This window comes from Acinetobacter defluvii (assembly GCF_001704615.3).
In the GTDB taxonomy this organism is placed as follows: domain Bacteria; phylum Pseudomonadota; class Gammaproteobacteria; order Pseudomonadales; family Moraxellaceae; genus Acinetobacter; species Acinetobacter defluvii.
The window spans coordinates 598,265-613,689 of sequence record NZ_CP029397.2; the positions used below are offsets into that span (position 1 = coordinate 598,265).

Annotated in this window: 8 protein-coding genes, 2 tRNA genes and 3 rRNA genes; 10 read left to right on the forward strand and 3 right to left on the reverse strand. The window is 40.5% G+C overall.

Annotation, left to right across the window (positions count from 1 at the left end; all coding sequences use genetic code 11):
* The first annotated feature begins 179 nt into the window (after window positions 1-179).
* Entirely contained in the window at window positions 180-431 is a 252-nt protein-coding gene (locus DJ533_RS05255) for a DUF2789 family protein (RefSeq protein WP_065995467.1), read from the forward strand.
* A gap of 71 nt (window positions 432-502) precedes the next feature.
* Here the strand turns inward: DJ533_RS05255 and DJ533_RS05260 are convergent, their stop codons facing one another.
* The gene (locus tag DJ533_RS05260; RefSeq protein ID WP_065995468.1) at window positions 503-1,030 is read right to left on the reverse strand and encodes a hypothetical protein; all 528 of its coding nucleotides are present in this window, start codon (window positions 1,028-1,030) and stop codon (window positions 503-505) included.
* Window positions 1,031-1,126: 96 nt separating this feature from the next.
* Window positions 1,127-1,729, reverse strand: coding sequence for a 2OG-Fe(II) oxygenase (locus DJ533_RS05265; protein WP_065995469.1), 603 nt, complete (start codon window positions 1,727-1,729; stop codon window positions 1,127-1,129).
* Between the two features lie 113 nt (window positions 1,730-1,842).
* Between DJ533_RS05265 and DJ533_RS05270 the strand changes: the two genes are divergently transcribed.
* From DJ533_RS05270 to DJ533_RS05310, 9 genes are all read left to right on the forward strand, one after another.
* Entirely contained in the window at window positions 1,843-2,700 is an 858-nt protein-coding gene (locus DJ533_RS05270) for a 23S rRNA (adenine(2030)-N(6))-methyltransferase RlmJ (RefSeq protein WP_065995470.1), read from the forward strand.
* 42 nt (window positions 2,701-2,742) lie between these two features.
* Complete coding sequence (pssA, locus tag DJ533_RS05275; RefSeq protein ID WP_065995471.1) at window positions 2,743-3,570, forward strand: CDP-diacylglycerol--serine O-phosphatidyltransferase; 828 nt, start codon at window positions 2,743-2,745, stop codon at window positions 3,568-3,570.
* 19 nt (window positions 3,571-3,589) lie between these two features.
* Window positions 3,590-4,660: a DUF6670 family protein gene (locus DJ533_RS05280; RefSeq protein WP_065995472.1), complete on the forward strand. Its 1,071-nt coding sequence runs from the start codon at window positions 3,590-3,592 to the stop codon at window positions 4,658-4,660.
* A gap of 447 nt (window positions 4,661-5,107) precedes the next feature.
* Window positions 5,108-6,646: ribosomal RNA gene (locus DJ533_RS05285) — 16S ribosomal RNA — on the forward strand.
* Window positions 6,647-6,705: 59 nt separating this feature from the next.
* A tRNA-Ile gene (locus DJ533_RS05290) sits at window positions 6,706-6,782 on the forward strand.
* Between the two features lie 73 nt (window positions 6,783-6,855).
* Window positions 6,856-6,931: transfer RNA gene (locus tag DJ533_RS05295), tRNA-Ala, on the forward strand.
* Window positions 6,932-7,323: 392 nt separating this feature from the next.
* Window positions 7,324-10,216, forward strand: a 23S ribosomal RNA gene (locus DJ533_RS05300).
* 180 nt (window positions 10,217-10,396) lie between these two features.
* Window positions 10,397-10,511, forward strand: a 5S ribosomal RNA gene (gene rrf / locus DJ533_RS05305).
* The 16S, 23S and 5S rRNA genes sit together here with 2 tRNA genes alongside, the layout of an rRNA operon.
* Window positions 10,512-10,709: 198 nt before the next feature.
* Complete coding sequence (locus DJ533_RS05310) at window positions 10,710-11,783, forward strand: AI-2E family transporter (protein ID WP_065994258.1); 1,074 nt, start codon at window positions 10,710-10,712, stop codon at window positions 11,781-11,783.
* A 90-nt stretch (window positions 11,784-11,873) separates the two neighbouring features.
* Here DJ533_RS05310 and DJ533_RS05315 read toward each other — a convergent pair whose 3' ends face one another.
* Window positions 11,874-15,260, reverse strand: coding sequence for a DEAD/DEAH box helicase (locus DJ533_RS05315; RefSeq protein WP_065994259.1), 3,387 nt, complete (start codon window positions 15,258-15,260; stop codon window positions 11,874-11,876).
* Window positions 15,261-15,425 lie beyond the last annotated feature (165 nt).

Here is a 15,425-nt window from a genome sequence, read left to right on the forward strand (position 1 = left end):
CCTCATACAATTTGTAAGACAAAAAATGATCACAAATTGAAACAACAAAAAATAGCCGAAAGGCTATTTTTTATGCCTAAATTCTTATAAGTTAGTTATATAAATAAACACAATTTTATTGATATAAGTTTAGCCATGATTAAATGACAATGATTTAACCGAGGGAGGGCAGGAAGCTCATGAACAATAAACCATCTTTAGCGTTATTATTTTCTCAGCTCGGTTTGGCAAATAGTCCAGCTGCAATTGAGCTGTATGTGCGAACCCATCAACTGTCTGCAAACCAAAATTTACATGACGCACCATTTTGGAATAAATCACAACGAGATTTTTTGATTAGTCATTTGGTACAAGATGATGACTGGGCGATGTGGATTGATGAACTTAATCAGCAATTACATATGGATGCTTATAAGTTGCAAACAGCTTAATTAATATTTACTCTTAGATTTAAAAAAAAGATGGTGTTTATACCATCTTTGTTAGATCGAAAACTCAAAGCTTAATGTAATTTGTGTTGAATTAAATCATTAAACCAAGTTTGTTGACGTGTATGTTTAAATGCAGGATGTTCTTGCAAGAGTGCCACATCACATTCTGCTGTTTTGAGATATTTACTCAACCAATGACGCGTCAAAGCCAATTCATCTTTCACAGCCGACGCATAAGCAAGAAAGAAATAAATTTCACTATGCTCGTGTGGTGTTAATGGCTTTAAGATTTGCTGGGTAATCAATGCAAAACGATTTTCTTGCGTGATTTCAAAATACAACATATAGGCTTTTGCCAAATGCAAAGATAGGTTTAGATATAAACGCATCGGCATTTCTTCATATTCCACACGTGCACTTTCAAGTAACACAATCGCCTCTTGTAGAAAATGAATTTGTTCTTGACGTACATGGCTGAGTACGACCAATTGCAAACGTAAGTCAGCACGTTCCAAAGCGAGTTCAGGCGTATTTTCTTGCAAATACAATTGGTCTGTTTCGCCAATACGTGCAACGATTTGTTTTGTATTCTCAAACATGCGCCTTCATCCTCATTTTTAATGTTGCTATATATGAGGATGAATATCAGAATTTAAAGATGTAGTTTGAGTGTAAAAATAATAAAGAAAAATAACTTATAACAGTTGTTGATCTGAACGTAACCATGCAGTAATAGATAAACGCTGATGTTTAGCCTCGATTACTTCATGTAAAAGATCACTTTGGAACATGGCGATACGATTGGGTTTAGGTTGAATATTATGCCATTGGTTGTTTTTATCTTGTAAATGAAGTTGTCCGCCCCAGTTTTCTTGCCATTGTTCATGCAGATAATAAACAGCAGAGATCATTCTGCCATTCTTGCCTTGTGGGTTATCACGATGTAGTGCATAAAACTCACCTGCATTATAGCAAGCAAAATGGGCTTCAATATCATTGATCCCTAAGTAAAAAGCACGGTTGAGTGTGCTAGAAAGTTGTTTTAAGGTTTCAATATGGTGTTGGGCAATATTTAGATTGTCATTGATCCATAAAATATGATCACTGCGAATATTGCTGACGATACCGTTTTGAATGCCTGCTTCACGGAACTCATTCAGATGGGAAGAACATTCATTTACAAGCGCTTGTCTATAGTTTGTGGGGTAAACATTGTCAATAATGGCGAAACCGTGTTGATCTAAATCATCTAAGATTTGATCAACATTCCAAGACTTTGGGAGAAAGATCACTTCCATACATTTCCAAAAAGAATTAAAAAATAAGAGGATTATTTTAGAACAAGAACGGAGCAGTGAAGATATATTTTTTCGTGCTAAAATAGCAGTTAAACTTAGGAATGAATCGAAACATGAATTACCGTCACCATTTCCATGCAGGCAACTTTGCTGATGTTATGAAACATGTGTTATTGCTGCAAATTTTGACACGTCTTAATGCCAAAGATAAACCCTATCGTTATATCGATACACATGGTGGTGCAGGTAAATACGATTTATCTTCTGCGCCCGCACAAAAATCTGGTGAATATTTAGATGGCATTCATCGCTTGGTTAAGCTCGATGATTCTATTAAACGTAACGCACCTGAAGGTGTAAAGCAATACCTTAAAATTGTAGAAGATATGCGCACAGCTTCAGGCAAAGGTGCATATCCAGGTTCGCCTTGGTTTGCGCTTGAAGCGATACGTGATATGGATAAAGCGACTATTTTTGAAATGCAACGTGATGTATTTCAACAGCTTTATTTTAATATTCGTGACAAACGTGCAGGCTTGCATGAGCGTGATGCCTATGAAGGTTTACTTGGGGTAATTCCGCCTAAAGAAAAGCGTGGTTTGGTCATGATCGACCCACCTTATGAGTTAGAGCGTAAAGATTTTCCGCAGTTGGTTGAACTTTTAGTTGCAGCTTATAAAAAATGGCCTACAGGTATTTTTGCAGTTTGGTATCCGATTAAAGATCGTGCCATGATTGAACGTTTTGAAAAGAAAATGATCAAAACAGGCATTCGTCGTCAACTGGTTTGTGAAGTATGTGTGTGGCCAGATGATACCCCAGTGGGACTAAATGGTTGTGGTTTGTTGGTCATTAACCCACCTTGGAAATTCTCTGAGGATGCGGATGAAGCATTACAGTGGTTATTCCCTCATTTACGTATGAGTGAAAATGGTGGACATGCTGCGGTACGCTGGTTAGTGGGCGAGTAAAAGTAAATTCGAAGAGATAAAAGGTCACAGTAGGATCCAACAATGACAAATATAAATAAACCTGAACAGAATACTTCTTCACATGATGATCATGCTTTTGATGGTATTACTTTTGAAGTTGAAGAAGTAGAGCATACCCATGAGGGTGAAAAGGTGAAACGTCGCGGTATCTACTTGTGGCCAAATTTGATTACCACGGCTGCGCTTTTATCGGGCTTTTACTCGATTATTGCCAGTATGAATGGTGACTTTACGCAAGCGATTTATGCCATTTTTTTAGCTGCTTTATTTGATGGTTTAGATGGGCGTGTTGCGCGAGCAATTGGTGCGCAAAGTGCATTTGGTGAACAGTTTGACTCCTTGTCTGACTTGTTGGCATTTGGTGTAGCACCCGCGATTCTGATGTATAGTTGGAGTTTGCATGACTTAGGTCGTATCGGTTTGGCTGCATGTTTTGTTTACACTGCATGTGCTGCATTCCGTTTAGCACGTTTTAATGTGCAAATCGGTGTGGTGGATAAACGTTATTTTATTGGTGTTGCAAGTCCACTTGCTGCTGTCATGATTATTTCTTTGGTGTGGGTCGGACGAGATTTTCCATATATCTTTGACTTAAAGGATATTGCGATTCAAATCACCAATGCTGTAATCATTGTCGCTGTGGGCTTGTTAATGATTTCAAATATTAAATATTATTCATTTAAAACAGTAGATCGCAAAAGAGTGCCATTTTTTGTGTTACCAATTGCAGTATTTATTTTGGCGGCAGTCACTTATAATATTCCAGTAGGTATTTTGATTATTTCAATTATTTATGCAATTTCAGGATTTATAACGACTTTTCTGGCTAGAAAAAATGCAGTGAGCTAATAAAAAATAGGAGCTTGAGATGCAGTTGTTAATGAATTTGATCGATGAATCCAAACAGCTCAATCAAGCTTCATTTCCGCTCAAGCTTGATTATCATCCACAACGTGGGCGATTTAAAATTATCCATCAAGGCTTGATGATTCCAGATCTTCCTGCGCCATTACATTATTTAAGTTTTTTGAGTCTTATTGGGCAACCCAATATTCCTATGCTGCGTAATCCTAGTGCTATTCAAACAACAGCTTTAGATACAGTAACAGTGATTAGCAGTTGTAGCGCCAATATGGCAGGGCACTATGCACGTTATTCTATTGAAAACGACTGCAAGTTTGAGCCAAATTTTTATCAATTTGCCAATAAAGAAACGTTACAAGGTGATTTCCCATTCTTTCGGCTGACACGTGTAGATAGTGAGCTTAGTTTAGACCTTAAAATTCAAACTACACCGATTATTTCGCATTTTACTAAACTCAAATTAGGCATGTTTGACCACTGGTCTTTACTTTGTCATTGCCAAGGAAATGTGATTTATAAAGGGCAGACCTACGCAATTGATGGAATGGGTTCTTTTGAATATGCGCGTGCTATTAATATTCCATATTTACCACTGTGTTTTTTTACTTATCAAATAATTAACTTACAAAATCAACGTCAACTTCTTCTCGCACAGATTCGAAATAATTTTAATCAAATTATGCAATCTAGAATTTATCTTCGAGATGCAAAAACTGCTCAAACTGAAATGTTTGATGAAAATGTATATTTTAAGATTTTAAGAGTCTATCCAAAAGTTAAAACACCGAATCATCAAGAAATGTATTTGCCTCGAGAGTTCGGTTGGATTTTTCAGAATGAAAATAGAAAAATAGAAATACATGCAGAAAGTCGTGGGGATTATAAATTTGGTTTAGCAGCAGGTTATGTAGGGAGCTTTAAATATTGTGTGAATATTGATGGAATAGAAGAAACAGGCGAAAGTGGTTATTGCGAATATATTGATTGTCGTCCTTTAAAGTGGCAAGAAAAGAATCATGAAGAAAAAAAATTAGATGAAATGGTCAATATTGTGCCTTGTGCGCTCAAAAAATAGTAAAACAAGCTAAATTTGCTGAATAAATACACAGTTGAATAAAAAAATAAAAATAAACTAAAAAAAGGGGTTGCGTCAGTAATGAAATACTGTAGAATGCACATCCATCGGCGGCGATGAAGATTAAAACTTCTGCTAAAACAGTGGCTTAGCATTAAGTGGTTAAGTTGGGTTTTAGGAAGAGGGGTTGAAAATAATTTTCATTACATGTTGACTTTCTGCTTTAAGAGAGTAATATAGCCGACCTAGCTTGATGCTGATGAAGCATCGAGAGGATCATTAAGAGTATATGAAGAACAACTTGTGTGGATTTTTACTGGTTGATTGATCGAAATATTATCATTGATTGATTGGTTTAAATTACTCGAAGTTTATTTGAGAGAATTTGTCAGAAAATTGATGAGCCAGAATTGGTGTCTTATTCTATAATAAAGGCACAAATGATTTTAACTGAAGAGTTTGATCATGGCTCAGATTGAACGCTGGCGGCAGGCTTAACACATGCAAGTCGAGCGGGGTGAGTTACTTCGGTAACTGACCTAGCGGCGGACGGGTGAGTAATACTTAGGAATCTGCCTATTAGTGGGGGACAACGTTCCGAAAGGGACGCTAATACCGCATACGCCCTACGGGGGAAAGGAGGGGATCACTTGTGACCTTTCGCTAATAGATGAGCCTAAGTCGGATTAGCTAGTTGGTGGGGTAAAGGCCTACCAAGGCGACGATCTGTAGCGGGTCTGAGAGGATGATCCGCCACACTGGGACTGAGACACGGCCCAGACTCCTACGGGAGGCAGCAGTGGGGAATATTGGACAATGGGGGGAACCCTGATCCAGCCATGCCGCGTGTGTGAAGAAGGCCTTATGGTTGTAAAGCACTTTAAGCGAGGAGGAGGCTCCTATAGATAATACCTATAGAGAGTGGACGTTACTCGCAGAATAAGCACCGGCTAACTCTGTGCCAGCAGCCGCGGTAATACAGAGGGTGCGAGCGTTAATCGGATTTACTGGGCGTAAAGCGTACGTAGGCGGCTTTTTAAGTCGGATGTGAAATCCCCGAGCTTAACTTGGGAATTGCATTCGATACTGGGAAGCTAGAGTATGGGAGAGGATGGTAGAATTCCAGGTGTAGCGGTGAAATGCGTAGAGATCTGGAGGAATACCGATGGCGAAGGCAGCCATCTGGCCTAATACTGACGCTGAGGTACGAAAGCATGGGGAGCAAACAGGATTAGATACCCTGGTAGTCCATGCCGTAAACGATGTCTACTAGCCGTTGGGGCCTTTGAGGCTTTAGTGGCGCAGCTAACGCGATAAGTAGACCGCCTGGGGAGTACGGTCGCAAGACTAAAACTCAAATGAATTGACGGGGGCCCGCACAAGCGGTGGAGCATGTGGTTTAATTCGATGCAACGCGAAGAACCTTACCTGGTCTTGACATAGTAGAAACTTTCCAGAGATGGATTGGTGCCTTCGGGAATCTACATACAGGTGCTGCATGGCTGTCGTCAGCTCGTGTCGTGAGATGTTGGGTTAAGTCCCGCAACGAGCGCAACCCTTTTCCTTACTTGCCAGCATTTCGGATGGGAACTTTAAGGATACTGCCAGTGACAAACTGGAGGAAGGCGGGGACGACGTCAAGTCATCATGGCCCTTACGACCAGGGCTACACACGTGCTACAATGGTCGGTACAAAGGGTTGCTACCTAGCGATAGGATGCTAATCTCAAAAAGCCGATCGTAGTCCGGATTGGAGTCTGCAACTCGACTCCATGAAGTCGGAATCGCTAGTAATCGCGGATCAGAATGCCGCGGTGAATACGTTCCCGGGCCTTGTACACACCGCCCGTCACACCATGGGAGTTTATTGCACCAGAAGTAGGTAGTCTAACCGCAAGGAGGACGCTTACCACGGTGTGGTCGACGACTGGGGTGAAGTCGTAACAAGGTAGCCGTAGGGGAACCTGCGGCTGGATCACCTCCTTAACGAAAGATTGACGATTGGTAAGAATCCACAACAAGTTGTTCTTCATTGATGTATCTGAGGGTCTGTAGCTCAGTTGGTTAGAGCACACGCTTGATAAGCGTGGGGTCACAAGTTCAAGTCTTGTCAGACCCACCATTCTGACTAACAAAATATTTGAATGAGAGTTTAAGTATTGAATGCAGGAAATTAGATATATTGGTCTTAAGCTGGGGACTTAGCTTAGTTGGTAGAGCGCCTGCTTTGCACGCAGGAGGTCAGGAGTTCGACTCTCCTAGTCTCCACCAAGTACTTTCAAGAGTACGAGCTAAAATAGATTATAGAAATTAATGAATTTGATGAAAATTGAATTGATTAATTTCTGTGATTTATCACAGTTTACTACGTGCTGACGAGGCAGTAGTTAATCATTAACAGAATATATTTGAGTTGAAATAAATTGTTCATACTCGTTTCAATTAAACATAAGAATATGACACGCAAGTGACATGTTTGAATGTTTGAAAGAAATTGAGTTACTAGCGATAAAACTGAATCAAGCGTTTTGGTATATGAATTTAGATTGAAGCTGTACAGTGCTTAAGTGCACAGACAACAAACTGTAGGTTTGATAAATATGAATATTTATTAAATTGTCTTAATCCTACTTGTAGGGATTAACGACTGTTTGGGGTTGTATAGTCAAGTAATTAAGTGCATGTGGTGGATGCCTTGGCAGTCAGAGGCGATGAAAGACGTAATAGCCTGCGATAAGCTTCGGGGAGGCGGCAAATATCCTGTGATCCGGAGATTTCTGAATGGGGAAACCCACTTACCATAAGGTAGGTATCGCATGATGAATACATAGTCATGCGAGGCGAACGAGGGGAAGTGAAACATCTCAGTACCCTTAGGAAAAGAAATCAATTGAGATTCCCTCAGTAGCGGCGAGCGAACGGGGATCAGCCCATTAAGTTATATGTGTTTTAGCGGAATGCTCTGGGAAGTGCAACCGTAGAGGGTGATAGTCCCGTACACGAAAGGGCACATATAATGATGACGAGTAGGGCGAGGCACGTGAAACCTTGTCTGAATATGGGGGGACCATCCTCCAAGGCTAAATACTCCTGACTGACCGATAGTGAACCAGTACCGTGAGGGAAAGGCGAAAAGAACCCCTGTGAGGGGAGTGAAATAGATCCTGAAACCGCATGCATACAAGCAGTGGGAGCCGACTTGTTCGGTGACTGCGTACCTTTTGTATAATGGGTCAGCGACTTATATTCAGTAGCAAGGTTAACCGAATAGGGGAGCCGTAGAGAAATCGAGTCTTAATAGGGCGCATAGTTGCTGGGTATAGACCCGAAACCGGGTGATCTATCCATGAGCAGGTTGAAGGTTGGGTAACACTAACTGGAGGACCGAACCCACTGTCGTTGAAAAGCCAGGGGATGACTTGTGGATAGGGGTGAAAGGCTAATCAAACTCGGTGATAGCTGGTTCTCCCCGAAAGCTATTTAGGTAGCGCCTCGGACGAATACCATTGGGGGTAGAGCACTGTTTCGGCTAGGGGGTCATCCCGACTTACCAAACCGATGCAAACTCCGAATACCAATGAGTACTATCCGGGAGACAGACTGCGGGTGCTAACGTCCGTAGTCAAGAGGAAAACAATCCAGACCGCCAGCTAAGGTCCCAAAATCTATATTAAGTGGGAAACGATGTGGGAAGGCATAGACAGCTAGGAGGTTGGCTTAGAAGCAGCCACCCTTTAAAGAAAGCGTAATAGCTCACTAGTCGAGTCGGCCTGCGCGGAAGATGTAACGGGGCTAAAATATAGTACCGAAGCTGCGGATGTATACTATGTATACGTGGTAGGGGAGCGTTCTGTAAGCCGATGAAGGTGGATTGAGAAGTCTGCTGGAGGTATCAGAAGTGCGAATGCTGACGTGAGTAACGACAAAACGGGTGAAAAACCCGTTCGCTGAAAGACCAAGGGTTCCAGTCCAACGTTAATCGGGGCTGGGTGAGTCGACCCCTAAGGCGAGGCCGAGAGGCGTAGTCGATGGGAAATTGGTTAATATTCCAATACTTCTGTGTAATGCGATGAGAGGACGGAGAAGGTTAAGTCAGCCTGGCGTTGGTTGTCCAGGTGAAAGGTTGTAGGCATGTATCTTAGGCAAATCCGGGGTACTCTATGCTGAGAACTGATAGCAAGCTGTACTTGTACAGTAAAGTGGCTGATACCATACTTCCAAGAAAAGTCTCTAAGCTTCAGTTACACAGGAATCGTACCCGAAACCGACACAGGTGGTCAGGTCGAGTAGACCAAAGCGCTTGAGAGAACTCTGCTGAAGGAACTAGGCAAAATGGTACCGTAACTTCGGGAGAAGGTACGCTGCCGGTGGTGATAGAACTTGCTTCTTGAGCTGCTGGCAGCCACAGAAACTAGGCCCCTGCAACTGTTTATTAAAAACATAGCACTCTGCAAACACGAAAGTGGACGTATAGGGTGTGATGCCTGCCCGGTGCTGGAAGGTTAATTGATGGGGTTAGCGTAAGCGAAGCTCTTGATCGAAGCCCCAGTAAACGGCGGCCGTAACTATAACGGTCCTAAGGTAGCGAAATTCCTTGTCGGGTAAGTTCCGACCTGCACGAATGGCATAATGATGGGGGCGCTGTCTCCAGCAGAGACTCAGTGAAATCGAATTCGCCGTGAAGATGCGGTGTACCCGCGGCTAGACGGAAAGACCCCGTGAACCTTTACTGCAGCTTGACATTGAACTTTGATCTTACTTGTGTAGGATAGGTGGGAGGCTTTGAAACCGAGACGCTAGTTTCGGTGGAGCCAATCTTGAAATACCACCCTGGTAATATTGAGGTTCTAACTCTGTCCCGTTATCCGGGACGAGGACCATGTCTGGTGGGTAGTTTGACTGGGGCGGTCTCCTCCTAAAGAGTAACGGAGGAGTACGAAGGTGCGCTCAGCGTGGTCGGAAATCACGCGTAGAGTATAAAGGCAAAAGCGCGCTTAACTGCGAGACCCACAAGTCGAGCAGGTACGAAAGTAGGTCTTAGTGATCCGGTGGTTCTGTATGGAAGGGCCATCGCTCAACGGATAAAAGGTACTCTGGGGATAACAGGCTGATACCGCCCAAGAGTTCATATCGACGGCGGTGTTTGGCACCTCGATGTCGGCTCATCTCATCCTGGGGCTGAAGCAGGTCCCAAGGGTATGGCTGTTCGCCATTTAAAGAGGTACGCGAGCTGGGTTTAGAACGTCGTGAGACAGTTCGGTCCCTATCTACCGTGGGCGCTGGAAATTTGAGAGGATCTGCTCCTAGTACGAGAGGACCAGAGTGGACGAACCTCTGGTGTACCGGTTGTGACGCCAGTCGCATCGCCGGGTAGCTATGTTCGGAAGGGATAACCGCTGAAAGCATCTAAGCGGGAAGCCTACCTCAAGATAAGATTTCCCCGAGGCTTTATGCCTCCTAAAGAGCCGTTCAAGACTAGGACGTTGATAGGTTGGATGTGGAAGTACGGCGACGTATGAAGCTGACCAATACTAATTGCTCGTGAGGCTTGACTATACAACACCCAAACAGTTGTATGTTTCGATAAATTCAATGCAAAATACTTGATTTAGTGAAAAAGCTAGTTAAAATATCCAACTCAAATAAATTTCTGTTAATAACTCATTTGACCAAAGCTAGGCACATCGAAGCACAAAGCATCGTAATTAAGACCAAGTGATTAATCATAAACAGTTTGCTGGCGACAATAGCAAGAGTGAACCACCTGATCCCTTCCCGAACTCAGAAGTGAAACCTCTTTGCGCTGATGGTAGTGTGGGGTTACCCATGTGAGAGTAAGTCATCGCCAGCTTTTAAATTCAAACACCCTCTGTCAGAAGACAGAGGGTGTTTTTTATGGGTGGGAAAATAATATAAAAGAATATAGAAATGAAAGCATTTACGGCATGTAAAGCTGAATTTACCGATATTGGAGTTAATATTTAGATTAGAATAATTATATAACTTGTTATTTTAGAAATATTTTTATTAATGATCAAGGAGGGGAATTATGGATGAAGGAAAGCTATGGCAACGTCCCTTACAGATTGCTGTCTATTTATTATTATTTGTGATTCTCCTTGGTTGGCTATTAATTATTGGTCAGAACTTTCTTTTACCAATTTTTATCGCTGTTATTGTGATGTATATTGTATCCACTTTGACCGATTGGCTTGGCAATTTACCTCTTTTAAATAAAACGCCTGCATGGTTTCGACGAATTCTTGTCTTTATTGGTTTTATGATTTCTATTTTAGGTTTTAGTCATATTTTACTGACCACTGGTGAGCAAATTTTAGCAACAGCACCTTCTTATCAACATAATTTAGAAAAAATGATTAAGCAACTTAGTTTGAAATATGGTTGGGCTCAAGATGCAGATTGGAGTGTGATTCAAAGTTTTATTCTAGAACATCTGAATATGCAAAACGTAATTTCATATATGATTGGTGCAGTCAGCTATTTTACGAGTATGATCGTTTTGATCTTAGTGTATGCGATGTTTTTAATTGCGGAGAAAAGGCAATTTGCAAAGAAGTTGAGTGAAGCTTTTCCTCATGGAAGTGCAGAAAAAACCCAGAGTTTGATTTTAGTGATTAATCAAAAAATTGGTGATTACTTAGCTGTTAAGACCTTAATTAATTTTATTTTAGCTGTAATATGTTGGTTGATTTTGTGGATATTTGGGGTGGAACATGCAATATTTTGGGCTTTAATTATTGGAATCTTAAATTATATTCCTTATATCGGATCTTTATTAGCTGTTATATTTCCAGTCACCTTAGCATTAGTTCAATTTGGTTCGATTCAAATTGTAATTGTTTTAACGATATTATTGACGATTGTTCAAATGTACATTGGTAATGTGTTAGAGCCTAAAATGATTGGTAAACAAATTAATTTATCTCCATTTGTTGTGCTTGTTTCCTTATCGTTGTGGTCTGCAATTTGGGGGATATCAGGTGCAATTTTGGCAATTCCTTTAACTTCTATCATCGTGATCATTTTAAAAGAGTTTCAGTCTACTCAGCCATTTGCGTTATTGCTAGTAGATAAAATCTATGATGAAAATTTAAAAGAGTGAAATTTATCCCTATTATTTCAAATATTTATAAAACTAATCTATGAACAAAAACAGTTGATGCTATAAAATTCTATCATGAATAGAAGTTAGTTAATCAAGAAGATTAAGAATGTCTGTTTCTGTGAGTTTTATTTCATTTTCATGATCTATACTTAGAACAGATTTTGCTAAATCTGCTTTTTTGTTTTGTAAAGCTAAAATTTTCTCTTCAATGCTTTGATTAGTAATTAATTTATACACAAATACAGGTTTATCTTGTCCAATGCGCCATGCACGATCCGAGGCCTGATCTTCAGCTGCAGGGTTCCACCAAGGGTCATAATGAATCACGGTATCCGCAGCAGTGAGGTTCAAGCCAACACCACCTGCTTTTAAGCTGATCAAGAACACAGGCACATCACCGTTTTGGAATGCGGTAATGACTTCATCACGTTTTCGGGTTTGTCCTGTGAGTTTGACATTTTTAATTTGCAGTTGAGTGAGTTCATTTTCAATGATTTGTAGCATCGTCGTGAATTGAGAAAAAATCAGAATTTTACGACCCTCTTCCACCATATTACTGACCATTTCAAGTAATTGTTCAAGTTTGGCAGAAGTAATATGGTCATTTTTAAGATGCTCTAATTTTAACAAACTCGGATGACAACAGACCTGACGTAATTTTAATAAGGCATCCAAAATCTGAATCTGACTGCGGTTAAAGCCTTTTGCTTTGATCAGATCACGAATATTTTTTTGCATTGTGGCACGTACAGCTTCATACAATTTCGATTGCTGTGCATTCATGTCAATGTTGACTTCAATCGTGGTTTTTTCAGGGAGTTCTTTGGCAACTTCTGTTTTTAAACGCCGTAACATAAAGGGTTTAATTCGTGAAATCAGCTTATTTTTCATATGAAGATCGGCATTTTTTTCAATAGGATGACGATATTTTTTATTAAATACTTCCTGACTATATAAAAAGCCTGGCATGATGAAATAGAACAATGACCATAATTCACCCAAATGATTTTCCATCGGTGTGCCTGTCAGACATAGACGGTGTTTAGCTTGAATTTGGCGTGCAACCTGTGCCGCTTTGGCACGTGGATTTTTAATATTTTGTGCTTCATCTAAAATCAATAAATGATATTGATGTGCTAAAAGCTGTTCTTCATCTCGGCTTAAAAGTGGGTAAGTACTGAGGACAATGTCTGCATTTTCAATTTCTTGGAAATGTTCTGCACGTTGTTGCCCATGCAGTACCAAGACTTTTAATTGTGGGGTAAATTTTTCCGCTTCTTTGCGCCAATTGTGCATGAGTGAGGTGGGTGCAATGATTAAAGCAGGGCATTGGTCTAAATGACCCGCTTGTTTTTCCATGAGAATATGTGCCAAAGTCTGTGCAGTTTTACCCAAACCCATGTCATCTGCCAAAATACCACCATGTTCAGTTTCACGTAAAAACTGTAACCATGCCAAACCTTGTTGTTGATAATGTCGTAGCTCGCCGTTGAAGCCTTCAGGTGTCGCAATCTGTTGTTGATAGCTTTGATTGAGTTTATGCGCGAATTGGTATAGACGTTCCGAGCCATGCCACGGCATACCCAAAGTATGTCCTAAATCAATCAGTCGTGCTGCATCATAGCGGTCAAAACCAGCGGACTCAGGGGATTGTAAAATCTCTTTGAGATAAATCAGAATTGGTTTAATTTCTTGGACTTTAAGTGTGAGCTGCGGCTGTCCATTGCCCAAATTCAACATAAAATAGCCATCATCATCCAATTGTTCAAAGAACTCAGGCTCTAAAATGATCGGCATTTTCATGACAAGATGGGATAATAACTTAATCAAATCATAGCTATTGCCATTTTGATCTTGAATGGTGGCACCGACTTCAAACCAATCTTGGGAATGTTCAGATTCATTTAAACTGAGTTGTAAATTTTGCGTTGGTAAAAGATTAAACAAACTGTCAGGTGTATGTTCAACTTGCCAACCTGCATATTGCAATTGATTTTCAGGAATCAGTTGTTTGATCCAATCCGATGGATCTGCACAAAAGACTGAATTTTCAGTGACTTGATCAAAGGCAGGGCGTTTATTTTTACTGAATTTACTGATGTTTTGAAAGCTTGGAATGCTTTGTTTTAACTGCTGAATCCATTGTTTTTCAGCTTGTAAATCACGTTGTTGGCGAACAGATTTACTTTGGTAATAGACAATGATATTTTCATCCGCATTGCCTGCTTTGATGCGTCCACTCGGATACTCAAACTCGATTTCCGCCATTGCATAATCGTGCATGTGAGCAAGACGATCATATTGTGGGAATCCGCCAAAACGTAAGATGGGTTTGGGTTGTCCTGTGACAGTTTCGATACTTTGTGCCAACTGTGCTTGTGGTAAATCCTCAAAAATAGCATAAGGCTGAATGACTTGCTCAAATTCCGCTAAAAGCTCAAGCGGCATTTGTGGCATATTCATCAATTCATCTAGCATTTCAATCGAGTAGGAAGACTCAAGTGCACCGACTTGCTGTGTGGATGTATCTAAATAACTCAGGGGATGTGAATAAATAATATAAATGTGCTTGGCATGCTCAGCACTGATTTCTTGTTGTTGTGCATTTAAAAATTTGGCTTTTAATTTTTCAGTTTGTTGTTCAGGACGTGAATGCCAATCAAATTCGAGCTGAAAACGCTCTTCTGACCATGTGAGTGCAGGATTTAATGCATTTAGACTATAGCAAACACCTTTTTCAATCACGATTTTCAGTTGTTCTTGGTAAATGCCTGCAATATCCCATGTCGGTGGATAGTTATATACACTGGTATTATTGAAGTTTAATTTGGCAAAAAAATACAGATGATTAAAGATATTTTTGTCTTCAGCCGAGACTTTTAAGCGACCATTGGGCACATTGTCATAACTGGTATAGTGCTCTGTTTTACTGATGTTGCCATCTTTGGTACGACGTACTTTATTGACCACCAATTGTAACTTCTTGGAATTTTTCTTCGGCTCAAAAATATAGACCAATTGTGGTAGTGATACGGTTTGTTTGGATTTTTCAACAGCCAATTGCTGACGGAACTGATCTAGCCATGCTTTGGCGGTGTAATGGGTGGCGTGATTGGAGGATCTGACTGTGCGATGTTCAGTTATATTTTGCTGAAAATGATCGATGTTACTGTGCAGCTTTTTAAACGGTCTTTCATGTTGATGATCATAATAATAACGTGCCAATGCTGCAGCATGTTTGCAGTTAAAACCAACAGGACAGCTGCACTCATTGTCAGTGATTTTACTTTTGGCGAGATCAACCCGAATAAAGGTTTCGTACCAATCAGTGCCTTCGATTTGCGCTTCAATATCCAAGCGATCATTTTCAAGATGAGTATCTAAACTCGCCAATTCAATTTTTTTCACATAATTCAAACTACGTTGAATAGTTCCAGAGCTAAAGCGAGATAAAAATTGTGTCAGAGTCGTCATCGCCACATCAGATTAAAAAGCAAATAGTCCAAGATTGTAATGGATTTTCCTGTCATAAAAAATCAATATTTGTGAGTAAATGAAACTCATATTTTGGCGAAAAAGATCGTGACTATGGGGTTTAAATGATGCTTTCTGCAAACTTAAAAGTACAAAAATCTGTCA